This window comes from Microbacterium sp. NPDC076895 (genome assembly GCF_040687115.1).
In the GTDB taxonomy this organism is placed as follows: Bacteria; Actinomycetota; Actinomycetes; order Actinomycetales; family Microbacteriaceae; genus Microbacterium.
Genome location: NZ_JBFBMQ010000006.1, coordinates 46,261 through 69,380 on the forward strand (window position 1 = coordinate 46,261; position 23,120 = coordinate 69,380).

At 67.6% G+C, this 23,120-nt stretch carries 23 protein-coding genes; 16 read left to right on the forward strand and 7 right to left on the reverse strand.

Annotation, left to right across the window (positions count from 1 at the left end; all coding sequences use genetic code 11):
• Window positions 1-15: 15 nt before the first annotated feature.
• Genes AB0O89_RS06795 through AB0O89_RS06850 form a run of 12 tightly spaced genes read left to right on the forward strand, consistent with a single transcriptional unit; the run spans window position 16 to window position 10,723 of the window.
• A complete protein-coding gene (locus AB0O89_RS06795; protein WP_341579929.1) occupies window positions 16-1,626 on the forward strand; it encodes a nickel-dependent hydrogenase large subunit in 1,611 nt (536 codons plus the stop codon).
• A 14-nt stretch (window positions 1,627-1,640) separates the two neighbouring features.
• Complete coding sequence (locus AB0O89_RS06800) at window positions 1,641-2,204, forward strand: hydrogenase maturation protease (protein ID WP_363495464.1); 564 nt, start codon at window positions 1,641-1,643, stop codon at window positions 2,202-2,204.
• Window positions 2,197-2,511: a hypothetical protein gene (locus AB0O89_RS06805; RefSeq protein WP_363495467.1), complete on the forward strand. Its 315-nt coding sequence runs from the start codon at window positions 2,197-2,199 to the stop codon at window positions 2,509-2,511. Before AB0O89_RS06800 ends, AB0O89_RS06805 begins: the two co-directional genes overlap by 8 nt.
• Complete coding sequence (locus AB0O89_RS06810; protein ID WP_363495470.1) at window positions 2,508-3,692, forward strand: hypothetical protein; 1,185 nt, start codon at window positions 2,508-2,510, stop codon at window positions 3,690-3,692. Before AB0O89_RS06805 ends, AB0O89_RS06810 begins: the two co-directional genes overlap by 4 nt.
• 34 nt (window positions 3,693-3,726) lie before the next feature.
• On the forward strand, window positions 3,727-4,194 hold the full coding sequence (locus AB0O89_RS06815) for a hypothetical protein (RefSeq protein ID WP_341579925.1): 468 nt from the start codon (window positions 3,727-3,729) through the stop codon (window positions 4,192-4,194).
• A 25-nt stretch (window positions 4,195-4,219) separates the two neighbouring features.
• Window positions 4,220-6,520 (forward strand): carbamoyltransferase HypF, encoded by a 2,301-nt coding sequence (hypF, locus tag AB0O89_RS06820; RefSeq protein WP_363495473.1) that lies wholly within the window; start codon window positions 4,220-4,222, stop codon window positions 6,518-6,520.
• 5 nt (window positions 6,521-6,525) lie between these two features.
• Complete coding sequence (locus tag AB0O89_RS06825) at window positions 6,526-6,798, forward strand: HypC/HybG/HupF family hydrogenase formation chaperone (protein ID WP_363495476.1); 273 nt, start codon at window positions 6,526-6,528, stop codon at window positions 6,796-6,798.
• Complete coding sequence (locus AB0O89_RS06830; protein ID WP_363495479.1) at window positions 6,795-7,439, forward strand: hypothetical protein; 645 nt, start codon at window positions 6,795-6,797, stop codon at window positions 7,437-7,439. The genes AB0O89_RS06825 and AB0O89_RS06830 overlap by 4 nt, the downstream gene beginning before the upstream one ends.
• Window positions 7,436-8,560 carry a hydrogenase expression/formation protein HypE gene (gene hypE / locus AB0O89_RS06835; RefSeq protein ID WP_363495482.1) on the forward strand — a complete coding sequence of 375 codons (1,125 nt, stop codon included), beginning with the start codon at window positions 7,436-7,438 and terminating at the stop codon, window positions 8,558-8,560. Before AB0O89_RS06830 ends, hypE begins: the two co-directional genes overlap by 4 nt.
• Before the next feature lie 14 nt (window positions 8,561-8,574).
• A complete protein-coding gene (locus tag AB0O89_RS06840; RefSeq protein WP_341579920.1) occupies window positions 8,575-8,847 on the forward strand; it encodes a HypC/HybG/HupF family hydrogenase formation chaperone in 273 nt (90 codons plus the stop codon).
• Window positions 8,847-9,977, forward strand: coding sequence for a hydrogenase formation protein HypD (gene hypD, locus AB0O89_RS06845; protein ID WP_363495485.1), 1,131 nt, complete (start codon window positions 8,847-8,849; stop codon window positions 9,975-9,977). Before AB0O89_RS06840 ends, hypD begins: the two co-directional genes overlap by 1 nt.
• Window positions 9,974-10,723, forward strand: a complete 750-nt coding sequence (locus AB0O89_RS06850) for a DUF6390 family protein (protein WP_363495488.1) — start codon at window positions 9,974-9,976, stop codon at window positions 10,721-10,723. The genes hypD and AB0O89_RS06850 overlap by 4 nt, the downstream gene beginning before the upstream one ends.
• On the opposite strand, the gene AB0O89_RS06855 is transcribed toward AB0O89_RS06850, so the two are convergent.
• The 4 genes from AB0O89_RS06855 to AB0O89_RS06870 are packed head-to-tail and all read right to left on the reverse strand — an operon-like array spanning window position 10,698 to window position 13,191.
• Window positions 10,698-11,510, reverse strand: a complete 813-nt coding sequence (locus AB0O89_RS06855; protein ID WP_363495491.1) for an ABC transporter ATP-binding protein — start codon at window positions 11,508-11,510, stop codon at window positions 10,698-10,700. The two genes, AB0O89_RS06850 and AB0O89_RS06855, sit on opposite strands and share 26 nt — an antisense overlap.
• Window positions 11,507-12,157 (reverse strand): cobalt ECF transporter T component CbiQ, encoded by a 651-nt coding sequence (cbiQ, locus tag AB0O89_RS06860; RefSeq protein ID WP_363495494.1) that lies wholly within the window; start codon window positions 12,155-12,157, stop codon window positions 11,507-11,509. Before cbiQ ends, AB0O89_RS06855 begins: the two co-directional genes overlap by 4 nt.
• A gap of 27 nt (window positions 12,158-12,184) precedes the next feature.
• Window positions 12,185-12,505 (reverse strand): PDGLE domain-containing protein, encoded by a 321-nt coding sequence (locus AB0O89_RS06865; protein ID WP_363495497.1) that lies wholly within the window; start codon window positions 12,503-12,505, stop codon window positions 12,185-12,187.
• Complete coding sequence (locus AB0O89_RS06870) at window positions 12,502-13,191, reverse strand: energy-coupling factor ABC transporter permease (protein WP_363495500.1); 690 nt, start codon at window positions 13,189-13,191, stop codon at window positions 12,502-12,504. Before AB0O89_RS06870 ends, AB0O89_RS06865 begins: the two co-directional genes overlap by 4 nt.
• Before the next feature lie 125 nt (window positions 13,192-13,316).
• Here AB0O89_RS06870 and AB0O89_RS06875 point away from each other — a divergent pair, with 125 nt between their 5' ends.
• On the forward strand, window positions 13,317-13,796 hold the full coding sequence (locus AB0O89_RS06875) for a transcriptional repressor (RefSeq protein WP_363495503.1): 480 nt from the start codon (window positions 13,317-13,319) through the stop codon (window positions 13,794-13,796).
• Between the two features lie 71 nt (window positions 13,797-13,867).
• On the opposite strand, the gene AB0O89_RS06880 is transcribed toward AB0O89_RS06875, so the two are convergent.
• Both AB0O89_RS06880 and aceB read right to left on the reverse strand, forming a co-directional pair.
• Window positions 13,868-15,463: an isocitrate lyase gene (locus AB0O89_RS06880; protein ID WP_363495506.1), complete on the reverse strand. Its 1,596-nt coding sequence runs from the start codon at window positions 15,461-15,463 to the stop codon at window positions 13,868-13,870.
• A 32-nt stretch (window positions 15,464-15,495) separates the two neighbouring features.
• On the reverse strand, window positions 15,496-17,136 hold the full coding sequence (gene aceB, locus AB0O89_RS06885; RefSeq protein WP_363495799.1) for a malate synthase A: 1,641 nt from the start codon (window positions 17,134-17,136) through the stop codon (window positions 15,496-15,498).
• 186 nt (window positions 17,137-17,322) lie between these two features.
• On the opposite strand from aceB, the gene AB0O89_RS06890 reads away from it, so the two are divergent.
• The gene (locus AB0O89_RS06890) at window positions 17,323-18,810 is read left to right on the forward strand and encodes a helix-turn-helix domain-containing protein (RefSeq protein ID WP_363495509.1); all 1,488 of its coding nucleotides are present in this window, start codon (window positions 17,323-17,325) and stop codon (window positions 18,808-18,810) included.
• Between the two features lie 12 nt (window positions 18,811-18,822).
• On the opposite strand, the gene AB0O89_RS06895 is transcribed toward AB0O89_RS06890, so the two are convergent.
• Window positions 18,823-20,193, reverse strand: coding sequence for an FAD-dependent oxidoreductase (locus AB0O89_RS06895; RefSeq protein WP_363495512.1), 1,371 nt, complete (start codon window positions 20,191-20,193; stop codon window positions 18,823-18,825).
• A gap of 111 nt (window positions 20,194-20,304) precedes the next feature.
• Between AB0O89_RS06895 and gabT the strand changes: the two genes are divergently transcribed.
• Both gabT and AB0O89_RS06905 read left to right on the forward strand, forming a co-directional pair.
• A complete protein-coding gene (gene gabT, locus AB0O89_RS06900) occupies window positions 20,305-21,660 on the forward strand; it encodes a 4-aminobutyrate--2-oxoglutarate transaminase (RefSeq protein WP_363495515.1) in 1,356 nt (451 codons plus the stop codon).
• Window positions 21,661-21,698: 38 nt separating this feature from the next.
• On the forward strand, window positions 21,699-23,063 hold the full coding sequence (locus tag AB0O89_RS06905; protein ID WP_363495518.1) for an NAD-dependent succinate-semialdehyde dehydrogenase: 1,365 nt from the start codon (window positions 21,699-21,701) through the stop codon (window positions 23,061-23,063).
• The last annotated feature ends 57 nt before the right edge of the window (window positions 23,064-23,120 follow it).

The following is a 23,120-nucleotide window of genomic DNA, read 5'->3' on the forward strand; positions in this document are numbered from 1 at the left end:
CGAAAGGCCCAGCACATGAGTTCTACCGTCGATCTGCACGTCAGCCCCCTCGGCCGCGTCGAGGGCGACCTGGACGTGCGCGTCACCATCGAAGACGGTGTCGTGACGGATGCCTGGACGCAGGCCATGATGTTCCGCGGGTTCGAAACGATCCTGCGGGGCAAGGACATGCGCGCGGGCCTGATCATGACGCCCCGCATCTGCGGGATCTGCGGCGGCAGCCACCTCTACAAGGCGTGCTACGCGTTGGATACCGCGTTCCAGACGTTCGTCCCCCACAACGCGACGCTCGTTCGCAACATCGGGCAGGCGGTCGAGACCCTGCAGTCGATTCCGCGCTACTTCTACGCGATCTTCGCGATCGACCTCACGCACGAGAAGTACAAGAACTCGCCCCTCTACGACGAGGCCTGCCGGAGGTTCTCGGCCTACGTCGGCACGAGCTACCAGCCGGGCGTCGTGCTCAGCCAGAAGCCCGTCGAAATCTACGCGATCTTCGGCGGCCAGTGGCCGCACTCGTCCTTCATGGTTCCCGGCGGCATCATGGGCGCTCCGACCCTCAGTGACGTGACCCGCTCGCACGCGATCCTTGACAACTGGAAGAACGCGTGGCTCGAGAAGCAGTGGCTCGGCTGCACCGTCGACCGGTGGCTCGAGAACAAGACGTGGGAAGACATCCTGGCCTGGGTCGACGAGAGCGACGCCCACCGCGACTCTGACTGCGGGTTCTTCATCCGCTACGCCTTGGACATCGGGCTCGACCTGTACGGACAGGGTTGGGGCAACTACATCGCCGCCGGCACGTACTTCGACCCTGCATCCTACGATCACCCCACGATCGAGGGACGTAACGATGCACTCGTCGTGCGGTCGGGTGTGTACGCGAACGGCGCGCACCACGAGTACGACCAGGCGCGGGTGAGTGAGGATGTCGCGCACTCCTTCTATCGCGGGGATGACGTCGTGCATCCCTTCGACGGCGAGCAGAACGCGATCGACCCCGAGCTCGGTGCCAAGCAAGACAAGTACTCGTTCGCCAAGGCTCCGCGCTATGACGTGCCCGGGGTCGGCCGGCTGCCGCTGGAAGCCGGACCGCTCGCGCGGCAGGTCGTGGCAGGCAAGCCCCAGACGAAGGACTTCCAGGACTACGACCCGCTGTTCACTGACGTCATGGCCAAGAAGGGACCCTCGGTCCTGGTGCGGCAGCTCGCGCGCATGCACGAGGCCGCGAAGTACTACAAGCTCGTGAAGAACTGGCTGAACCAGATCGATCTGCACGGCTCGTTCTTCGCCGAGCCCACCGACCCGGTGTCGGCGCGCGGTTACGGCGGCACGGAGGCTGCCCGCGGCGCGCTGCAGGACTGGATCGTCATCGAGGACGGCAAGATCGCGAACTACAACGTCATCACTCCGAGCGCGTGGAACATCGGGCCGCGCGATAAGGATGCCGTCGTCGGACCGATCGAGAAGGCGCTGATCGGGGCTCCCGTCTACGACCTGGAAGACCCTGTCGAGCTCGGCCATGTCACCCGTAGCTTCGACGCATGCCTCGTGTGCACGGTGCACGCGTACGACGGCAAGACGGGGCGAGAGATGTCGTCGTTCGTCATCAACAACATGTGTTGAGCGAGGGACAAGAGGTGAAGGCGGGCGCGGCCGTTCATACCGACGAGGCGGTCGAGCCGTGGCGGTTGATCGACGACGGTGACGAGAGTTCGCGCGTCGAGCTGTTGATCATCGGATGCGGGAACATCCTGCGTGGGGACGACGCGGCAGGTCCAGTCCTGATCAGACGGCTGTGGGAGGCCGGGCCTGTGCCGGAGACGGTTCGGATTGCCGACGGGGGCACCAGCGGGATGGGCGTCGCGTTCGAGATGCGTCACGCCGACCGGGTCCTCATCATCGATGCGTCCAGTACCGGCGCCGAGCCCGGGACCCTGTTCGCCGTTCCCGGAGACGTCGTCGCGGAACTCCCTCCCGCCGGTGCGATGGGAAGCCATGACTTCCGGTGGGATCACGCGATCGCGTTCGGTCGGTGGCTCTTGGGGCCGCTCATGCCGGACGACATCGATGTTCTGCTCATCGAGGGCGGTTCCTTCGCCTTCGGTGCACCCCTGAGCCCCGCCGTGGACGCGGCAATCGAACGGGCGCTCGGGATCGTGCGTGAGCGCATCGCCGCGCTCGAGGAGCAGACCGATGAGTGAGGACGTCGAGCAGGTCACCGTCGAGTTCACTCCCGAGGGGCACCTGCGCCTTCCCGCGGACTTCGCCCGCGCCAACTTTCCGGATGACCGGATCGCCGCCCTTCGTGCACCCACCGGCGAGATCGTGGTGATGCCGGTCGGTGTGGCCGCATCCGGTGGACTGATGCTCAAGCAGCGCAATGTCGCGGGCGATCGCAGTGTCCTCCTGCGCGAAGCGCTCGCCGATGACTACCCGGTGGGTTTCGTGGGAGCACAATGGTCGCGAAAGCGTCGCCGTCTGACCATCACCGAAGAGGGTTCCCGATGACCGAGATCGACCGCCCACAGCCCCTCGGGGCGTTCGCCCTGCCGGCCGGTCTGCTGCTGATCGCCGGCGATGACACGGATGCCGCGCGGCAGTCGCTGCTTGCCGGTCACCTGCCCGAGAGCTGGCCCGCCGCGCTCGAAGGGGTGCGTCTGGCTTACGAGGGACGAGTCGAGGATGCTGCCGCGGTCTTCGCGGCATCCGACCGTCCCGTCGACCGCTACAACCTCTTCGTCGTCGACCCCGACAGCATTGCGCGAACCGATGTCACTGCCGCGCTCGGGGACCAGTGGCGGCCGCTCGTCGACCATGTCGCCTTCACGCTCGGGCAGACCAGCATCCCGCCCGAGGTCGGCAGCTCCACCGGCGAGGTTGCCGCACTGATCCTCACCGCGCAGGCAGCCCATGCGCTCGATGACGGCGACGAGAACGAGGCTGTCGAATGTCTACGCGACGCCGCCGACCACGTCCGCGGCGTCGCTCCCGCGTTCGCGGGCGTCATCCTCAGCGAACTCGCCGGTCGTGGACACAATCTTGCCGATGCCGACGAGGCAGTCGCGCTGCTGAAGGGCACCGACCTCCGCGCCGCGTACGCCGAAGCCCTGTACCACCGCGCGGGCCTTGTCCACGGGATGGCGATCGAGGGGCGGCGCTCTCTCACCGAAGCGATCCAGGGCTACACCGAGGCGCTCCGGCACCTTGATGAGGGCGAGAACCGGCCCCTGTTCGCCCGCGTACATCTCAACCTCGGCACTGCGTACCTGGCGGCGCCCGTCATGTCGGATGCCGACATGCTGCGTGTGGGGATCGCGATCCAGTCCCTGCGCACGGCGGCCCGACTGCTCGATGAGAAAGACGACGCCGAGGAATGGGCCAGCGCTCGTCTGAATCTCGCCAATGCGTTGGTCTATGCGCCGTCTGCGCGCCAGCGTGACAACCTCATGGAAGCTGTGGACCTCTACGAAGTGGTGCTACGCACCCGATCGCCGAAGAAGGACGCTCTCGGGCGCGCCCGGGTGCTCTCGAACCAGGGGAATGCGCTTGCCCATCTCGGACTCCTTGACGATGCACGGGGGCGGTTCGATGAGGCGGAGTTCCTGTTCGCTTCGAAGGGCGATGAGAACTCGGCCGCGATCGTGCGTGACCTCCGTGACCAACTGGTGGCGGCGGGGAGCCCGGCATGACGCCCGCACGCCGGAACGAATGGGGAGGTATCCGATGACGATGCTCGACACTCACACGCGAGACACTGACACTCCAGAGGCTGCAACCCTCGAAACGACTGCCTCGAGACTGGATGCGGCTGTCGCTGCCATCAGCCGGCTCGATCCCGACAGTCGTGCCGTGGCTGAAGAGTTCGCGCTGGCCCTTGACGCTCTCTCAAAGGAGGCGCTCACCACGATCGTGCGGGCTCTGCGGGAAGACCCACGTGGCAAGGAGCTCCTCTTTGACCTCGTCGACGATCCGGCAGTGCGGATGCTGCTGGGCATGCACGGAATCATCCGGATGCCGGACCCCGCAGCCACCGCCGAGGCGACGGCGCCGGCGCCGACGGCGAGCGCTCGTCCCGTAGCGTTCGTGAGTCTCGAATCGCTGTTGCGCGGGCCGAGCGCCGCCCCGACGGGTGCCTGCGGGACCGGGGCCGGCGCATGCGGCCCCGAGGGCTGTGGCTGCGGCGGGCACTGACACGGCGCGCCTGCGCGCTGTCGTCGTGCCCAGCGTCCGCATAGCCGCGACGGTGCGCGGTGTCGTGCAGGGTGTCGGGTTTCGCCCGCACGTTGCGCGAATCGCTGCCGCGCACGGCGTGACCGGATGGTGCGGCAACGACGACGAGAGCGTCTTCATCGAGGCGCAGGGGACTGCCGCCGCCGTCGCGAACTTTCTGCGCGAGGTGCGTGAGCATGCGCCAGTCCTCGCTGTCATCGACGAGATGACCACCGCGGATCGCGACACCATTCCGGGGGAGAGCGACTTCCGGATCGTCGAGAGCCGCCGCGCGGACGGCGTGCGCACCCTCATCCCGCCCGATGTCGGATGCTGTGACGACTGCCGCCGCGAGCTTCGAGACCCGGATGACAGGCGCTTCGGCTACCCCTTCATCACCTGCACGAACTGCGGACCACGGCTGAGCATCATCCGTGACCTCCCCTACGACAGGCCGCTGACGACCATGTCGGTCTTTCCGATGTGCGCAGCCTGCCGCGCCGAGTATGAGGATCCCCTCGATCGGCGCTACCACGCCCAACCGATCAGCTGCTTCGACTGCGGGCCGACCCTCACGCTGACGGACGCCACCGGAGGTCCCCTGTGCACCGGAGCGGAGGCGCTCGCCTCCGTGCGACGTGCTCTCGGGGACGGGCGCATCGTGGCGGTCAAAGGCCTCGGCGGCTACACCTTGATGTGTGATGCCCGCAGCGACGCTGCCGTCCGCCGGTTGCGGGAGCGTAAGCGCCGTCCCGACAAGCCCTTCGCGGTGATGGCCGGTTCGATCGAGGAGGCATCGCGCATCGCGCACCTCGACGCAGCCGCTGCCCGCGAGATGACAGGGCCGGCCCGTCCCATTGTCATCGCCGATACAGCGACGGGTGCCGATCTCGCGCCGTCCGTGGCTCCCGGGCTGTCGCGGGTGGGCGTCATGCTCCCCTCCGCCGCTGTGCATGAGATCCTGCTGAATCCGACAGACGTCGTGGTGGCAACGAGCGGCAACGTGTCAGGTGACCCGCTGTGCTTCCGCGAGGACGACGCTTTCGAGCTGCTCGGCGCCGTCGCCGACCTCTTCGTGACGAATGACCGCGGCATCCACGTTCCCGTTGAAGACTCCGTCCTGCTCGCCGGTGGCGCAGACGGCGACCTGATTCCGCTCCGGCGCAGTCGCGGGTACGCGCCGCTACCGATCCGTCTCTCACCCTCGTCCGGCGGTGGCGTGGTCCTCGCTGTCGGAGGCGAACTCAAGAACACGTTCGCGATCGTGCGCGATGACCGGGCGTTCCTGTCGCCCCACGTCGGAGACATGGGTTCGCTCGCGTGCCAGGATGCTTTCGAGCGAGGCGTTGCGCAGTTCGAGGCGCTGCACCGCAGTTCGCCGGCTCTTCTGGTCGCCGATCTGCACCCCGATTACGCGACAACGCGGTGGGCGCAGCGGCATGCGGATCGGACCGGGATCTCTCTCGTGCAGGTCCAGCACCACCACGCGCACGCCCTGAGTCTTGTCGCCGAACACGGCGCGGTCGGCACCCGGGTCGCGGTGGCCGCCGTCGACGGCACCGGGTGGGGTGAGGACTCCACCATTTGGGGTGGCGAGATCCTGCTCGTCGGGGCCGACCCGCTCGAATACGAGCGCGTCGCGCACGTCCCACGCTTCCGGTTGGTCGGTGGGGACACCGCTGCCCGCAGACCCTGGCGCGTCGCAGTCGGGCTGCTGCGCGACTGGGGCATCGATGACACCGGCATCCCCGTCGCCGCCGATGCTCCACCCGCGGAACTGGCTCTCGTGCATGCACAGCTGGATTCCGCGGAGCCCGTCGGCGTGATCGCGACCTCAAGTCTCGGGCGGGTCTTCGACGCCGTCGCGGCGATTCTCGGCATCCGTCAGCGCATCACCTACGAAGCCCAGGCGGCGATGGAGCTCGAGGCAGCTGCGGGCGCCTGCGAGCACGGCGGGCACCCGGATGCGGCAGCCGATCTGCCCGGGCTGGTCGCCGACGTCGTTGAGCGGATGCGCGCGGGACGACCGGTCGCGTGTCTGGCGCGGCGGTTCCACGACGGCGTCGCTGCCTGGATCGCCACCGCGCTCACCGACCTCGTCCGCTCTGGCCGCGCCGACGTTGCGGGCATCACCGGCGGCGTCGCACAGAACCGCGTGCTGCTGAACGAGGTCGGATCTAGACTGTCCCGCGACGGGGTCCCGATGATGCTCCACCGTCGGGTTCCCGCCGGGGACGGCGGCCTGAGCCTCGGGCAGGCCCTTGCCGGACACCTGATGCTTGCCGGCTCGTCCGGCAGAGGGGAGTGAGCCCGATGTGCCTTGCGATTCCGGGCAGGATCATCGACCGCTGGGTCGAGCCCGACGGCGCGATCGTCGCCGAGATCGACTTCGCCGGCGAGACCAAAACGGCCAAGCTCAACTTCCTCCCGGACCTCCAGGTCGGCGACTACGTCATCGTGCACGCCGGCTTTGCGCTCACCCGCGTTCCGGCCGATCAGGTCACCCAGGTGATGAGCGCGATGCAGGATGCCGGTGTCGTCGATGCCGACGGTGCGATCGCCCACGACGCGAGGATCGGGCTGTGAGCGCCGCGCCTGCAAGCGACCTGCGGATCGCCGCCGTCCAGGTGGCCCGCGCCCAGGTGCTCGGTGGCGCTGTGCACGTCATCGGCGTGGACTCTTCAGCGCTCTCCGCTGTCCGGGAGGTGGGGCAGGCCGACGCGGTCGAGATTCTGCGAGCCACCGCGCGATCGGGTGACGCCGCGATCATCGTGGGCGCCTTCGCCGACCGGGACCAGCTCTTGGCCCGACTTCCAGCATGGGGAGTCGCGGGGATCTGGGTAGGGGATGCGCAGCGTCCTGCCGATGGCGTGGCCACCGTGTGTGTCGCCGGCGACCCTGAGGTCGTCGTGCCCGGCATCCTCACCCTCGCCGACGACCTGCGAGCAGACCCCGCCGCGCTGCAGCCGGCCATCGTGGAGTGCACCGACGAGGTCTGTATTACTTGCAGCGACGAAGGTCGACTCGGAGAGGTCCTCGCGGCTCCACCCGTCCTGTTTGCTCCGGCGCGCGTACGTACTGCGGACGGCGAGGAGGATGTCGATGTCACGATCCTCGGACACGTCAGGCCGGGCGACCTCGTGCTCATCCACGCCGGGATGGCGATCGCTTCGGTGCCGCTGCCGCCCGAGGTGCCCGTCCCGATCGCCGCGGAGGTGATGTCATGACCACCGATTCCGCCGCAGCCGACACTGTCCGGCGCGGAAAGAACCGGCTCAATGAGTCGGAGGACGAGGTCCTCGCCCGCATCGAAGCATTCCGCCGGCGCCGCCCGCGGCTGATCGACGAGGTGATCACCCTGGCGCACGGAGCAGGGGGGAAGGCCTCTGCGGCGCTCGTGGACGCCGTCTTCTTCGAAGCATTCGGCTCTCCCACGCCGGGCGACCCGGGCGACGCTGCGGTCCTGGACCGGCCGGCGGGACGCATCGCGATGACCACCGACTCCTACGTCGTCAACCCGATCCGCTTCCCCGGCGGGAGCATCGGCGACCTTGCCGTCAACGGCACCGTCAACGACCTCGCCGTCAGCGGTGCGGTGCCCACCGCACTCACCGCGGCTTTCGTCATCGAAGAGGGGCTTTCCGTCCAGACACTCCGCGAGATCGCCGCCGACATGCGGGCTGCAGCCGACGCGGCGGGCGTGGCGATCGTCGCGGGCGACACCAAGGTCGTCCCCCGGGGCGCTGCCGACAAGCTCTTCATCACGACGGCCGGGGTGGGGGTGCTCCCCGAAGGTCGCCGACTCGGAGCCGACCTCGTCGAACCGGGCGATCGCATCCTCGTGTCAGGTGCCATCGGCGCCCACGGAATGGCCGTCATGCTCGCGCGGGGCGACCTCGCGATCGACGCCGAAATCGCGTCCGATTCCCGTGCGGTAAATGGACTCGTCGAGGCTCTGCTGGATGCCGCGCCGCAGACCCGTTGGATGAGAGACGCCACCCGTGGGGGCCTTGGCACCGTGCTCAACGAGCTCGTACAGGCATCCGGGTGCGGAGTGATCGTCGACGACGAAGCGGTGCCGGTGGCGCCGGTGGTTCGCGGCGCGTGCGACATGCTCGGGATCGATCCCCTCTACGTCGCCAACGAGGGGATGTTCGCCGCGGTGGTTTCCGCTGAGGTCGCGGATGCCGGGCTCGCTGCCTTGCGGACCCTGCCCGGGGGCGAAAGTGCCGCGATCATCGGCGAAGTTGTCGCGAGTCCCTCCGACATCGTGGCGGTGCGCAACGCCTTCGGTGGCACCCGCATCGTCGACATGCTCGTGGGCGACCCCCTTCCCCGGATCTGCTGAAAGAGAGGTCAGTCATGTGTCTCGGAATCCCCGGTGAGATCGTCGAGGTCGTCGATGCCGACGAACACCTCGCGTCGGTCGAGGTCAGTGGTGTTCGCCGCGTCATCTCCACGCGGTTGCTTGCCGACGAGCATGTCGGAGTCGGGGACTGGGTGCTAGTTCACGTCGGTTTCGCGATGAGCAAGATCGACGAGCGCGAGGCGGATGTCACCCTCGACCAGATCCGAAAGCTCGGGCGAACATACGACGAAGAACTCGAGGCCTTCATGGAAACGGAGATCGTCTGATGCGTTTCGTCGATGAGTTCCGCGACCCCGCTGCGGCCCGCTCGCTGCTCGGTGTCATCGAGGCGCAGACGCAGCGCCTCGGTCGCACGCTGTCGTTCATGGAGGTGTGCGGCGGTCACACCCATACGATCTATCGGCACGGGCTCGAGCACCTTCTTCCCGAGGCCGTGCAACTCGTGCACGGTCCCGGATGCCCGGTGTGCGTCATCCCGATGGGACGCGTCGACGACGCGGTGTGGCTCGCGCATCGGCCCGGAGTGATCTTCACGACCTTCGGCGACATGATGCGCGTTCCCGGCACCGAGGGCAGCCTCCTGCAGGCGCAGGCAGCGGGTGCGGACGTCCGCTTCGTCTACTCGCCGCTGGATGCCCTGAAGATCGCCATCGACAACCCCGACAAGGAAGTCGTGTTCTTCGCGGTCGGTTTCGAGACAACCGCACCGTCGACGGCGGTGACGATCGCTCGTGCTGCAGCGCTCGAGATCAAGAACTTCTCGATCTTCTGCAATCACGTCCTGATCGAACCGCCGCTGCGCGCGATCCTGGATGCCGACGACCTCGACCTCGACGGTTTCATCGGTCCCGGACACGTCTCGACGGTGGTCGGGACGACGGTCTACGACTTCATCCCCGCCGAGTATGGACTTCCCATCGTGGTGACCGGGTTCGAGCCGCTCGACATCCTGCAGTCTGTCGAGATGCTGCTGGCGCAATTCGAGGACGGCCGCTGCGAGGTGGAGAACCAGTACGCGCGGGTGGTGCGGCGCGAAGGGAACCCTGCCGCGCTGGCGCTCATGCAGCAGGTCTTCGCGGTGCGCGACACGTTCGAGTGGCGGGGCCTCGGCTACATCCCACGGTCTGGGTACGGAATCCACCCCGACTACGAACGATTCGACGCCGAGAAGAAGTTCGCCCTCCCAGGTGTTCGGGTCGAGGACCCGCCGGCGTGCGAGTGCGGCAGTGTGCTGCGGGGTGTGATCAAGCCGTGGGAGTGCAAGGTGTTCGGCACCGCGTGCACCCCCGAGACCCCGATCGGCACGTGCATGGTCTCGCCCGAAGGCGCATGCGCCGCGTACTACAACTTCGGTCGGCTCCACCGGGAGGCGGCCCAGGCCGTGGCCCGCGTGTGAGCGCCGACTCGAGACCGCACGGGGAGCGACTGTTCGCGCGGTACGCGTACCACCCGAACGAGAAGGGCTACTGCGGCCCCGATGGCGCACCCCTGCTCGCGGAGGTGGCGCGCGGTGAGGGCGCTGGGGTGGACGTCCGGGGGGCGGCTACCCGCTTCTCGGGCGCGTGGCCGTATCTGACGGTCATCGGGCGCCTTCTCGCGTGCGATCCGCTCGATGAGCGGGCGGTGCGGGCGTACTGGACAGGTTCTGTCGAGGGCGACGCCATCGATCCCGCCGTCTTCTGGCGTGAGTTGCTGGCGATCATCGGTCCGCGCGCCGGGTCGTACTGGGCATACCTTGACGAGTCTCTGGCCGCCGAAGCGGCTCCCCATCACGCCTTTCACGTCTTCGGGGTGTACCCCTGGACGCGGTTGCTCAGCACCGGTCGGCCCGAGCCCGTCGAGGTGTTGGAGTCCTGCGCGATCCTGCCTGCCACGGTGGTCCACGCGGATGCCACGCACTGGCGCGTGCGCGGACTGCGACTGGTCTACCGCGAGGGCATTCTCGCGCTCGATGACTCCGACGATGCGAACGCCGAGCGGGACGTCACAGTCCCCTTCGGCGACACCGCGACGGCCGGCGAGAAGGTTGCCATCCATTGGGGCGCGGTAGCCGAGGTCCTCGACGGCGAGACCGCCGGGGGACTCGAGGCTCGCGTGAGTGCCCAGCTCGCGCGGGTCAACGCTCGGCTCGCGGCATCCTGACCTGATCTGGCGCCGAGCCGTGGCCGGTCGCGCCGGTACGGGGTGGACGGGGCGCTCGCGGATCGAACCCCCACGGCAGCTCGAGGCCATGCGCGCTCAGCAGGTCGGCGTCGGAGAGGATGTCGACTGTCGAGCCGTCGGCGACGATTCGGCCCTCGTCGAGGATCACCGACCGAGGGCAGAGTTCGAGGGCGTAGGGGAGGTCGTGGGTGACCACGATGATCGTGGCGTCGAGTGCACCGAGGGTCGCGGACAAATCTCGACGGGCGGCGGGGTCGAGGTTGGAGGTCGGCTCGTCGAGCACGATGACCTCGACATCCATCGACAGGATCGTCGCAATAGCCGCGCGGCGTCGTTGACCGAGCGAGAGCCTGCCCGGTGCCGTGTCCCGATGCTGCCCGAGCCCGACACGTGTCAGCGCCTCGGTCACCCGCGACTCCAGCTCCGGCCCGCGCACGCCGTAGTTTCCGGGGCCGAATGCGACATCCTCCCCGATCGTCGGGAGGAAGAGCTGGTCGTCGGGGTCTTGGAAGACGACGCCCACCCGGCGGCGGATCTCGGGCAGCGCCCCTCGGCTCACCGGCGTGCCGCCGATCTCCACGACTCCGCGGTCGGGAAGGTGGATGCCGTTCAGATGGAGCATGAGCGTCGTCTTGCCCGCTCCGTTCGGCCCGAGCACCGCGACTCGCTCGCCGGCGGCGATCTCGAGGTCGACGCCGTGCAGCACGGCGGTGCCGGAAGGGTAGGCGAAACCGACCCCCCGCACCGCTACGGATGCCGAACTCATCCGGCTCCGCCCCGCGAAAGCACCGCGAGGTGGACGCGCTCGCCGCGGGCATGGGAGCGCACGATGACTGCACCAGCAGCCTGCGCGATGATCCGCCAGGAGGCGAGGCCCCGAGCGCGGAACCCCCGCGATTCGCGAGCGATGCGCATCCGCCGGGTCTCCTCCACGATGAGATCCAGATAACGGATCATGAAGCCGATGATCGAGGTCAGAACCGCGGGGAGGCGGAGCTGACCCAGCGCCTGCACCATCCGCCGCGGCTCGGTGGTCGAGATGAGCACGGTCGCGGCGCCCACAGCGAGGGTCGCCTTGGCCACGAGCGCCCATGCGCCCCAGAGCCCCTCAACAGCGAGCGCGAACGGACCAACTTCGATCGTCGGCCCTGTCGCGATGAGGGGGAGCAGGAGCGCGAACACGACGAAGGGCAACTCGATCGTCATCCGCCGTGCCACGACCCGGGGTGGCACGCGCGCGATGACCAGCGCTGAGACCACCACCAGCGCATAGACCGCGAAGGCGGGGAACCACTCGCGGGGAGTGGCGACCACGACAGTGGCGAAGGCCACCGTCGCGATCAGCTTCGTCCGTGCGGGGGCGCGGTGCAGGAGGGAAGTTCCCTCTCGATGACCCCAGTCCAGCGTGCTCACCGCATCGCCCTTATCCGACGCACGGCGTCAGCCGCGCCGTGCCAGACGCCCGAGAAGCCACGCCAGAGCGAAGGTGATGCCGCATCCGACGACACCGACGATGAGGATCGACAGCCAATTCCCGTCGAGTCCTGCCACCGTGTAGTCGGCCAAGGGTGAGCCTGCCGTTGCGCTGTCTTGCGCGGCGGCGCCGAAGCCAACGGCCTCCGCGACGAACTCCAGCCCGTCGGGGTTCGAAGAGGCCCACACGCTGACGACAGTCGCGATCACCAGTGCGATGCCCAGGGCCCAGAAAGTGAAGGCGCGCGTGGAGATCCGGCGCGCCGCGGGGGTGGGCGTGGCACTCATGCCAATGCCGCCTCTCGGGTCTCGATGGCTCCGGATCGCTGGAAGCGCGCTCCGTAGACAAGGTCCGGACGGGCGGTGAGTACGGCGGCGACGATGAGTCCGGTGATGATCGCCTCGCCGATCCCGATGAGAGTATGCCAGCCGACCATCGCAACAAAGACTGCGTCGATCGGAACTGCCACCTGGCCACCGATGGCGAACAACCCGACGAACGCGATCGCAGCTGCGGGCACCGAAAGCAGGCCACCGATGCCCGCGGCTACCGCGATGGCCCATCGGCGTGCGGGAAGCACGCGGACGAGGCCCCGGAACACCCACCAACCGACGCCGATCGTCACCAGACCCATCAGCGTGATGTTGGTACCGAGGGCCGTCAGCCCGCCGTCGGCGAACAGCAGGGCCTGGACGATGAAAACGGCGCTCACAGCGAGCACCGCTGTCCACGGACCCAGCAGCACAGCCGCGAGTGCACCGCCCAGCAGGTGGCCGCTGGTTCCCGCGCCGACGGGGAAATTGATCATCTGCGTGGCGAAGATCACCGTGGCGACGATTCCCACCATCGGGGCCTTGCGGTCATCTGCCATCTCGGCACGCGAGTTCTTGATCGCGAGGCCGATAGCTCCGGCCGCCACGACCCCCGTAGCAATCGAGACCGGCACGCTGAGGAATCCGTCGGGTACGTGCATCGGTCCTCCTCGGGTGACCATGCGGTCTGGGATTGCGCTCACACTATTGCGACTCAGTCGCATCACACAAGAGTCGAAATCGCCGCCGTGCCGCCTTTCGGAGGGGCGTGTGCCACGATTGCCGCATGGGTGCGCCACACGACCACGAGCACCTCCACGCGGAGGCCCCCGTGAGCCTTGCCGACTCTGCGCTGGCGCAGCTTTCCGAGCGTGGCGAGCGCATCACGGCAGCGCGTCGCGCCGTCATCGGGGTGCTCGCGGCGGAGCATGAGCACCGCACGGCGGAGCAGATCGCGGGTGCTGTCGCTGACCTCGGCATCCATCGGGCTACCGTCTACCGCACGCTCGAGATGCTCGACGGCCTCGGGGTGGTCACGACGCGTCCCGTCGGGCAGGGGTCGACCGGCTATCACCTCGCCACGGGGGAAGACCGGCACGCGCACCTTCACGGGGTCTGCCGCTCGTGCGGGGTCGTCGTCGCGCTGCCAGCCGATCTGCTTGCCTCGGCCGCCCGATCGGCCCGGAGCGCGAACGGCTTCGCGCTCGAGCCCGCGCAGAGCTCGCTCGTGGGCACCTGCGCTGACTGCGCTCGCGGCGCCTCCTGACCGGGACCGCGCCCCGCGAACGACGGATGCCTCGGACGGCGTCGTCCGAGGCATCCGTGTCTTCTCGATGATCAGCTGAACTGGTTCATCGTGTTGTGCTGCCCGCCAGCCTTGAGGGCAGCGTCGCCGGCGAAGTACTCCTTGTGGTTGTCGCCGATGTCGCTTCCCGCCATGTTCTGGTGTTTGACGGTCGCGATGCCCTCGCGGATCTCGCGGCGCTGCACGCCCCGCACGTAGGCGAGCATCCCCTCATCGCCGAAGTATCCCTTCGAGAGGTCGTCGGTCGACAGGGCCGCCGTGTGGTAGGTCGGCAGGGTGATGAGGTGATGGAAGATTCCGGCCCGGGCCGACCCATCGCGCTGGAACGTGCGGATCTTCTCGTCGGCCAGCCGGCCGAGCTCGGTGTCGTCGTACTCGACGCTCATGAGCTCCGCCCGATCGTACGCCGAGACATCCTTCCCTTCCGCGGCGAGGGTGTCGTAGGCCTGCTGACGGAAGTTCAGCGTCCAGTTGAACGAGGGGCTGTTGTTGTAGACCAGCTTCGCGTTCGGGATCTCCTCGCGGATGGCATCCACCATCCCCGCGATCTGCTCGACGTGCGGCTTCTCGGTTTCGATCCACAGCAGGTCGGCGCCGTTTCGCAGCGACGTGATGCAGTCCAGCACGCAGCGGGCCTCACCCGTCCCGGGGCGGAACTGGTAGAGGTTGCTCGCCAGGCGCTTGGGACGCAGGAGCTTGCCGCCCCGCTTGATGACGACATCCCCGTTGCCGAGCTCGGCATCCGAGATCTCCTCGACGTCGAGGAAGGAGTTGTACTGGTCGCCGAGGTCGCCGGGGGAGTGGGTGACCGCGAGCTTCTGTGTGAGCCCCGCGCCGAGCGAGTCGGTGCGCGCCACGATGATGCCGTTGTCGATGCCTAGCTCCAGGAAGGCATAGCGCACCGCGGTGAGCTTGGCGATGAAGTCCTCGTGGGGCACCGTCACCTTGCCGTCCTGGTGACCGCACTGCTTCTCATCCGAGACCTGGTTCTCGATCTGGATGGCGCAAGCGCCAGCCTCGATCATCTTCTTGGCCAGCAGGTACGTGGCCTCGGGGTTTCCGAAGCCGGCGTCGATGTCAGCGATGATCGGCACCACGTGGGTCTCGTAGTTATCGATCTGGCTCTGGATGAACTCCGCTGCCGTCTCGTCGCCGGCGGCGCGTGCGGCATCCAGCTTCGTGAACAGCAGATCCAGCTCGCGAGCGTCGGCCTGACGGAGGAACGTGTAGAGCTCTTCGATGAGCGCAGGGACCGCGGTCTTCTCGTGCATCGACTGGTCAGGCAGCGGCCCGAACTCGGAGCGGAGCGCCGCGACCATCCACCCCGACAGGTAGAGGTAGCGCTTATTCGTGCTCTTGAGGTGCTTCTTGATCGAGATCAGCTTCTGCTGGCCGATGAAGCCGTGCCAGACGCCGAGTGACTGCGTGTACAGCGACGAGTCGGCGTCGTACTCGGCCATGTCGCGGCGCATGATGTCGGCGGTGTACTGGGCGATCTCCAGTCCCGTGCGGAACCGGTTCTGTGCCCGCATCCGTGCCACGGACTCGGGGTTGATGGCATCCCAGCTGGAACCGTGCTGGTGCTTGAGTTCCCGGATGGCGGCGATGTCGTCCTGGTAGGTGGTCATGTCGTGTCCTTCGTCGTCGGTCTCGTGCGCAGTCAGTCGGTCTCGACCAGGTAGCGCGAATAGGCGGGGAGGGTGAGGAAGGCGGGGAAGTCGCTCCCGAGTGCCACCTCGCGGAAGATCGCTGCCGCGTCGTCGAACCGGTCGCCCTCGAAGCGAGTCACCTCACCCAGCACCTGTGTGATGAGGCCCTCGACGTACTCGCGCGTGATGGGCGTGCCGTCGTCGGTGGTGCGGTCCTGGTGGATCCACTGCCAGATCTGCGAGCGGCTGATCTCCGCTGTCGCGGCGTCCTCCATGAGGTTGTCGATCGCGACGGCGCCGAGGCCCCGCAACCACGCCTCGATGTATCGGATCGCCACCGACACGTTGCCGTAGACACCGGATGCCGTGATCGGGCGACCGATGTGCACGTCGATGAGGTCAGCGGCACGCACCGACACCTCGGGGCGCTGCCGGTCGAGCTGGTTGGGTCGGTCGCCGAGCACGGCGTCGAACTCGGCCCGCGCGACGGGGATGAGGTCGGGGTGGGCCACCCACGTGCCATCGAACCCGTCGCCGGCCTCGCGCTTCTTGTCGGCGGCCACCTTCTCGAAGGCACGCTCGGTGACCTCCGGGTCGCGGCGGTTGGGGATGAACGCGCTCATGCCTCCGATCGCGAACGCTCCCCGCTTGTGGCAGGTCTTCACGAGCAGCTCGGTGTAGGCGCGCATGAAGGGCACCGTCATGGTCACCTCGCTGCGGTCCGGGAGGACGAACCGCGCGCCGCGACCGCGGTAGTTCTTGATGATCGAGAAGATGTAGTCCCAGCGGCCGGCGTTCAGGCCGGCGACGTGGTCGCGCATCTCGAAGAGGATCTCCTCCATCTCGAAGGCGGCGGGCAGAGTCTCGATCAGCACGGTGGCTCGGATCGTGCCGTGCTCGATGCCGAGGTAGCGCTCACTGAACGTGAAAACGTCGTCCCAGAGCTTGGCTTCTTCTGCTGACTCGAGCTTGGCGATGTAGAAGTACGGTCCGACGCCGTTCTCGATCAGCTGCTTCGCGTTGTGGAAGAAGTACAGGCCGAAGTCCACGAGCGAACCCGAGGCATCCATTGCGCGTCCGGTTCGGTCGGTGTACCGCAGGTGCTTCTCGACCAGGTGCCAGCCGCGCGGGCGCATCACGATCGTGGGGGTCTGCTCGGCGGTGACCTCGTAGCTCTTGCCTTCGGGGCTCGTGAACGACAGCTGGCCGCGGATCGCGTCGTACAGGCTCAGCTGTCCCTCGATCACGTTCTTCCAGGTGGGGCTGGTGGCATCCTCCTGGTCGGCGAGCCACACCTTCGCTCCGGAGTTGAGGGCATTGATCGTCATCTTCGGGTCGGTGGGGCCGGTGATCTCGACCCGACGGTCCTCGAGGCCGGGGCCTGCGCCGGCGACCCGCCACTCGTCGTCGTGACGGATGTGCGCGGTGTCGTCGCGGAACTGCGGGTCGTGGCCGTTGCCGATCTCGAAGCGGCGGCGCATCCGGTCGGCCAGACGGTCGTGACGGCGAGCCGAGAATCGGGAGTGCAGCTCGGTCAGAAACGCGAGCGCGTCAGGCGTGAGGATCTCGTCGTATCGATCGCGGATCGGCCCGACGACATCGAGCACCGCCGCGGCGCTCGAGGTCGGCACGGGAGCCGTCCGGGCGGGCATCGGGGTCGTGGTTGCAGTCATGGCGCATCCGTCCTGTCTGGTCTCTCATCCGCCGTCTTCGTCATCCGGTGGATCGACGCCTGGTTTGTCGTCGTGCACCTACTCTCCGTGAAGTTTTGCTGCCAACCTGGCCGGATCAGTTGTGAAGATCGCGCGAAATTCCGTTTCTGTGACAGAATCGGCGGCATGACGAGCCTCACAGCGCCGGAAGAGTCCCTCCCGACGATCACAACGGATGACGACGACGTCATCGACACACTCACCATCGGCAGGCGCATCCGCCAGTTGCGCACCGAGCGGGGGATGACCCTCGATGACCTCGCGGCTGCGGTCGACCGTGCCCCGAGCCAGCTGTCGATGATCGAGAACGGAAAGCGGGAACCCAAGCTCACACTGCTGCGCACCATCGCGCGTGCTCTCGGGACGAATCTGGACGCGCTGCTGGAATCGGAGACGCTGGATGAGCGCGCCACGATGGAGGTTTCCCTCGAGCGGGCGATGCGGGGGCCAACCTTCCAGGCGCTCGGAATCTCCCCGTTTCGCATCGGTCGCTCACTCCCCGATGAGGTGCTCGCGGCGATGCTTGCGTTGCAGGGCGAGATCGAGCGGCTGCGAGACGAACGGGCAGCCACACCGGAAGTGGCGCGCCGCGCGAACCTGTCCCTGCGCCGGCTCATGACCAGTCAGCAGAACTACTTCGCCGACCTCGAGGCTCACGCGCGCGACCTGTTGGCCGCCGTCGGGCACACCGGAGGCCCGCTCACGCAGCGCACGGCATCCGACATTGCCGCCCACCTCGGGTTCACGATTCACTACGTCTCCGATGTGCCCCTCACTACCCGCAGCGTTCTGGATCTCAAGCACGGGCGGCTCTACCTCTCGAGCACGATCGCGAGCAAGCGGGATGCCCGCACCGCCGTGCTGCAGTCGCTGGCGAGCCGCATCCTGGGGCACGACGAGCCCGCGAGCTACGGTGACTTCCTTCGCCAGCGCGTGGAGATCAACTATCTGACGGGGGCGCTCCTGATGCCGGAGGCCGACGTCGTGCCTTTCCTGCAGGAGGCAAAGTCTCACCGCGCCCTCTCTATCGAAGACCTGCGGGACGCGTATTCGGTCTCGTACGAGACTGCCGCTCACCGCTTCACCAATCTCGCGACGGTCCACCTTGACCTACCCGTTCACTTTCTGAAGGTCCATGAGTCGGGCACGATCACCAAGGCCTACGAGAACGATGACGTGAACTTCCCGACCGACCGGTTCGGTTCCATCGAGGGGCAGATGTGCTGCCGCAAGTGGACGAGCCGCGTCGTGTTCGACATCCCCGACCGCTTCAACCCGTACTTCCAGTACACCGATACCGGGAACGGCACCTACTGGTGCACGGCCCGCGTCGAGCCCTCCTCCGAGGGCCTCCATTCGATCAGTGTGGGAGTGCGATTCGACGACACCAAGTGGTTCATCGGGCGCGAGACGACCAACCGCGGGGTCTCGCGGCATTCGGTGGAGGTGTGCTGTCGCCGTGCGCCGGCAGAACTCGAGTCATCCTGGCGTGGTCACTCGTGGCCGAACGTGCGGACCCCGCGCACGCTGCTCGCTACTTTGCCAACCGGGGCCTTCCCCGGGGTGGACACGACGGATGTCTACGAGTTCCTCGAGGCTCACGCACCCGACTGAGCTGGCCGAGCCTCAGCGCCCGGCGATGAGGTCGGCGACTCGCGCCAGTGCCGACGTTCGTGCCCCGCCGCGCGCTTCGAGCCGGTCAGCGCCGCGGTAGGCGGCGTAGATCGCGTTCACGGCGGTCCACCGCAGTGGTTCGATCTCCCACCGCTTCGCGCGATGATCCACCCAGGGCAGGCGGGTGAGATCGGTGCCTCGACGCAACACCAGATCGGCGAGGGTGCGTCCGGCGAGATTGGTTGCGGTCACTCCCGTTCCGACGTAGCCGCCTGCCCAGCCGATGCCCGTCTGCAGGTCGAAGCCGACAGTAGCCGACCAGTCGCGCGGCACCCCGAGCACACCGGCCCACGCATGAGCGAGGGGCACACCGCGGGTGGCTGGGAAGAAGTCGTGCAGGAGGCCCGTGAGGGAGCGGATCGTGCGCTCCTGCGTCCGTCCGTTCGTGTCGACGCGAGACCCGTACCGGTATGGGACGCCTCGACCCCCGAAGGCGATGCGATCGTCAGCAGTTCGCTGCGCGTACATGTAGACGTGGGCGAAATCGCCGAGGGTCTCTCGCCCCGACCAGCCGATCGCGTCCCACGCCCCGGCAGGCAGGGGCTCGGTGATGATCATCGACGAATTCATCGGCAGCCACGTGCGGTGCTCCTGACGGAGGTTCGCGGTGAAGCCTTCGGTGGCTCGGATGACGGCATCCGCGCGCACCATGCCCCGATCCGTGTCGACGCATCCGGGTTCGATCGATCGAGCTGTCGTCTGCTCGAAGATGCTCACGCCCGCCCTTTCCACGGCCATAGCCAGGCCCGCCGCGAGCTTCGCGGGGTGGATGCGTGCGCAGTGCGGATGCCAGATCCCTCCCACCGCGCCGGCGACGTCGATACGGGATCGCGTGGCCGCGGCATCCAGTTCTTGCACATCAGTGTGCGGCCATGCCAGGTCTTCGGCAGCCGTTTTCCGAAGCCGGGCGAGCTGCGCGGGGGTGCGGGCGATCTCGAGTTCGCCGCCCCTGACGATGTCGGCGTCAATGCCCTCGCTGCGTGCGACCTCGATCACCTCACGCACGGTGTCGTTGAGCGCTCGCTGCTGCGCGATCGCGGCATCCCGTCCGTGGCGGGCGACGTATTGCTCACGCCCTCCCGTGACTGAGTTCGTCAGCCAGCCACCGTTGCGCCCCGACGCTCCAAAGCCGGCGAAGCTCTGCTCGATCACGCCCACGCGCAGGTCGGGTTGCGCCCGCTTGAGGTAGTACGCCGCCCATAGTCCGGTGTACCCGGCGCCGACGATGCAGACGTCGAGCGCAAGGTCACCGGGAAGCGGTGCGCGCGGGGCGGGAGTGCCGCCGATGTCTCGCCACCACCACGACACGCCGCCATTGATCACGCGATGATTCTCCCACGACGGGAGCCGTCGCGTAAGTGATGATGGACGACGGATTCCGACGTTCGAGTTGCACGGGTCGCGCGCGATCGATCGTGCAGCTATCCTCACGACATGAGCCAACTCGATAGTCTCACGGTCCCGCTCGGCGGCCCCACGCTCCCGCAGGAGCGACGCCTCGTAACCCCCATCCCGGGACCGCGTTCGCAGGAACTCATGGCCCGCAAGGCCGCTGCCGTGTCGGCGGGCGTGGGGCACACGGCTCCGCTGTCGATCGTGGCGGCAGGCGGCGGCATCCTGCTGGACGCCGACGGGAACTCGATCGTGGACCTCGGCTCCGGCATCGCCGTCACCTCCATCGGTAACGCGCACCCCGCCGTGGTCGCGGCTGTGCAGCAGCAGGTCGCCCAGTTCACTCACACGTGTTTCATGGTGGCGCCCTACGAGCCTTACGTGGCGGTCGCCGAGGCGCTCAACCGCATCACTCCTGGCGATCACGAGAAGAAGACCGCACTGTTCAACTCGGGTGCTGAGGCTGTCGAGAACGCGGTCAAGATCGCCCGCAAGCACACGGGACGGCAGGCTGTCGTCGCCTTCGACCACGGCTACCACGGCCGCACCAACCTCACCATGGCCCTTACCGCCAAGCACATGCCCTACAAGGCAGGATTCGGCCCGTTCGCTCCGGAGATCTACCGTGCACCGATGTCGTACCCGTACCGAGATGGGCTCGACGGTGCCGCGGCGGCCAAGCGGGCGATCGGTGTCATCGAGAAGCACGTCGGAGTGACGGATGTCGCGGCGATCATCATCGAGCCGATCCAGGGTGAGGGCGGGTTCATCGTTCCCGCCGACGGTTTCCTTCCTGCTCTGCAGGAGTGGGCGAACGCCAACGGGGTCGTCCTGATCGCCGACGAGATCCAGACCGGATTCGCCCGCACCGGCGCGATGTTCGCGAGCGACCTGTTCGGCATCGTCCCCGACCTCATCACGACGGCCAAGGGCATCGCCGGTGGACTGCCGCTTGCTGCCGTCACTGGACGCGCCGAGATCATGGATGCCTCGCACACGGGTGGCCTCGGCGGAACCTACGGCGGCAACCCCGTCGCCTGCGCCGCCGCCCTCGCGGCCATCGAGGTCTACGAGACCGAGGACCTGTCGGCCCGTGCCCGGCACATCGGTGACGTTCTCGAACACCGGTTGCGAGAGATTCAGGCATCCGACCCGCGTCTGGGTGATATCCGGGGGAAGGGGGCCATGATCGCGGTCGAGTTCGTGGACCCTGCCACGGGCGACCCGGATGCCGCACTGACCTCGCGCGTGGTGCGTGCGGCACTCGATGAGGGCGTGCTCATGCTCACCTGCGGGACCTACGGCAATGTGATCCGTTTCCTGCCACCCCTGGTCATTGGTGATGACCTGCTCGATGATGCTCTGGACGTGTTGGCGCACGTCCTGTCATCGTCGTGACCAACCGACCACCGTTCGCTGCCGACCGAGGAGGACCCATGAGTACCTACGCCGTCGTCAATCCCGCTACCGGGGAGACGCTTGCCACCTACCCGACCATGACGGATGCCGAGACCGTCGCTGCGATTGCGGCAGCCGATGATGCATACCGCACGTGGGGTCGCGCCTCGACTCCTGCCGAGCGCGCTGAGCTCGTGCGGCGCGCGGCGCAGCTGCACCGCGAGAGGCGAGAGGAGCTGGCCCAGATCGTCGTGCGCGAGATGGGTAAGCCGCTGTCCGCGGCTCTCGGTGAGGTCGACTTCGCTGCCGACATCACCGAGTACTACGCCGACAACTACGAGAAGATCACCGGTGACACCCCTCTCGACATCCTCGCCGAGGGAACTGCCGTCATCCGCCGTTCGCCGCTAGGCGTGCTGCTGGGCATCATGCCGTGGAACTTCCCGTACTACCAGGTCGCACGTTTCGCCGCCCCGAACCTGGTCATCGGCAACACCATCCTGCTCAAGCACGCACCCCAGTGCCCCGAGTCGGCAGCGGCGATTGCGGCGATCTATCGGGATGCCGGGTTCCCGGAGGGTGCCTACGTCGATGTGCGGCTGACCAACGAGCAGGCCGCGACAGTGATTGCTGATCCTCGTGTTCAGGGTGTCTCGGTCACCGGTTCGGAGCGCGCGGGTGCCGCCGTCGCCGAGATCGCCGGTCGCAACCTGAAGAAGGTTGCACTCGAGCTCGGCGGCTCCGATCCGTTCATCGTGCTCTCGACCGACGATCTCGACGCCACGGTGGAGATGGCGGTCGAGGCGCGGCTCGACAACAACGGCCAGTCCTGCAACGCCCCCAAGCGTTTCATCATCATCGACGAGCTCTACGACGCGTTCCTCGAGAAGTTCGTGGCGGCCATGGCTGCGGCTCCCCTCGGTGACCCCTTCGCCGATGACACGGTGATCGGTCCGCTCTCGTCGCTGGCTGCTGCCGAGCGGCTCGAAGAGCAGGTGAACCGCGCCGTCGCGCAGGGCGCCACGGTCGAGCTCGGCGGGGAGCGGGACGGGGCGTTCTACCCCGCGACCGTTCTCACCGGCGTCACGGCCGACAACGACATCTATCGTGAGGAACTGTTCGGCCCAGCGGGAGTGGTCTACCGCGTCGCCGACGAAGCCGAGGCGGTCGCCGTGGCGAACGCGACAAGTTACGGACTCGGCTCCTACGTGTTCACGACCGACCCCGAGCAGGCTGAGCGGATGGCCGACGCCATCGAGGCTGGCATGGTCTATGTCAACATCGTGCTCGCCGACAGCCCCGAGCTTCCCTTCGGTGGCGTGAAGCGCTCTGGTACCTCGCGTGAGATGGGCTTGCTCGCGGCAGACGAGTTCGTCAACAAGAAACTCATCCGCGTCGCCTGAACCCTTCGTTGCGGGCGCCGCCAGGGCCAAGGGTCCCTAGCGGCGCCCGCAACGCGC

Excerpts from the sequence above, each read along its gene's own strand:
- AB0O89_RS06825 (WP_363495476.1), top strand. The coding sequence starts at position 6,526 with ATGTGCCTTGCGATTCCGGGCAGGATCATCGACCGCTGGGTCGAGCCC.
- AB0O89_RS06880 (WP_363495506.1), bottom strand. The coding sequence starts at position 15,463 with ATGACCACCTACCAGGACGACATCGCCGCCATCCGGGAACTCAAGCAC.
- AB0O89_RS06840 (WP_341579920.1), top strand. The coding sequence starts at position 8,575 with ATGTGTCTCGGAATCCCCGGTGAGATCGTCGAGGTCGTCGATGCCGAC.
- AB0O89_RS06875 (WP_363495503.1), top strand. The coding sequence starts at position 13,317 with ATGGGTGCGCCACACGACCACGAGCACCTCCACGCGGAGGCCCCCGTG.
- AB0O89_RS06815 (WP_341579925.1), top strand. The coding sequence starts at position 3,727 with ATGACGATGCTCGACACTCACACGCGAGACACTGACACTCCAGAGGCT.
- hypE (WP_363495482.1), top strand. The coding sequence starts at position 7,436 with ATGACCACCGATTCCGCCGCAGCCGACACTGTCCGGCGCGGAAAGAAC.
- AB0O89_RS06905 (WP_363495518.1), top strand. The coding sequence starts at position 21,699 with ATGAGTACCTACGCCGTCGTCAATCCCGCTACCGGGGAGACGCTTGCC.
- AB0O89_RS06855 (WP_363495491.1), bottom strand. The coding sequence starts at position 11,510 with ATGAGTTCGGCATCCGTAGCGGTGCGGGGGGTCGGTTTCGCCTACCCT.
- AB0O89_RS06805 (WP_363495467.1), top strand. The coding sequence starts at position 2,197 with ATGAGTGAGGACGTCGAGCAGGTCACCGTCGAGTTCACTCCCGAGGGG.
- aceB (WP_363495799.1), bottom strand. The coding sequence starts at position 17,136 with ATGCCCGCCCGGACGGCTCCCGTGCCGACCTCGAGCGCCGCGGCGGTG.
- AB0O89_RS06865 (WP_363495497.1), bottom strand. The coding sequence starts at position 12,505 with ATGAGTGCCACGCCCACCCCCGCGGCGCGCCGGATCTCCACGCGCGCC.
- gabT (WP_363495515.1), top strand. The coding sequence starts at position 20,305 with ATGAGCCAACTCGATAGTCTCACGGTCCCGCTCGGCGGCCCCACGCTC.
- hypD (WP_363495485.1), top strand. The coding sequence starts at position 8,847 with ATGCGTTTCGTCGATGAGTTCCGCGACCCCGCTGCGGCCCGCTCGCTG.
- AB0O89_RS06795 (WP_341579929.1), top strand. The coding sequence starts at position 16 with ATGAGTTCTACCGTCGATCTGCACGTCAGCCCCCTCGGCCGCGTCGAG.
- AB0O89_RS06890 (WP_363495509.1), top strand. The coding sequence starts at position 17,323 with ATGACGAGCCTCACAGCGCCGGAAGAGTCCCTCCCGACGATCACAACG.
- AB0O89_RS06870 (WP_363495500.1), bottom strand. The coding sequence starts at position 13,191 with ATGCACGTACCCGACGGATTCCTCAGCGTGCCGGTCTCGATTGCTACG.
- AB0O89_RS06810 (WP_363495470.1), top strand. The coding sequence starts at position 2,508 with ATGACCGAGATCGACCGCCCACAGCCCCTCGGGGCGTTCGCCCTGCCG.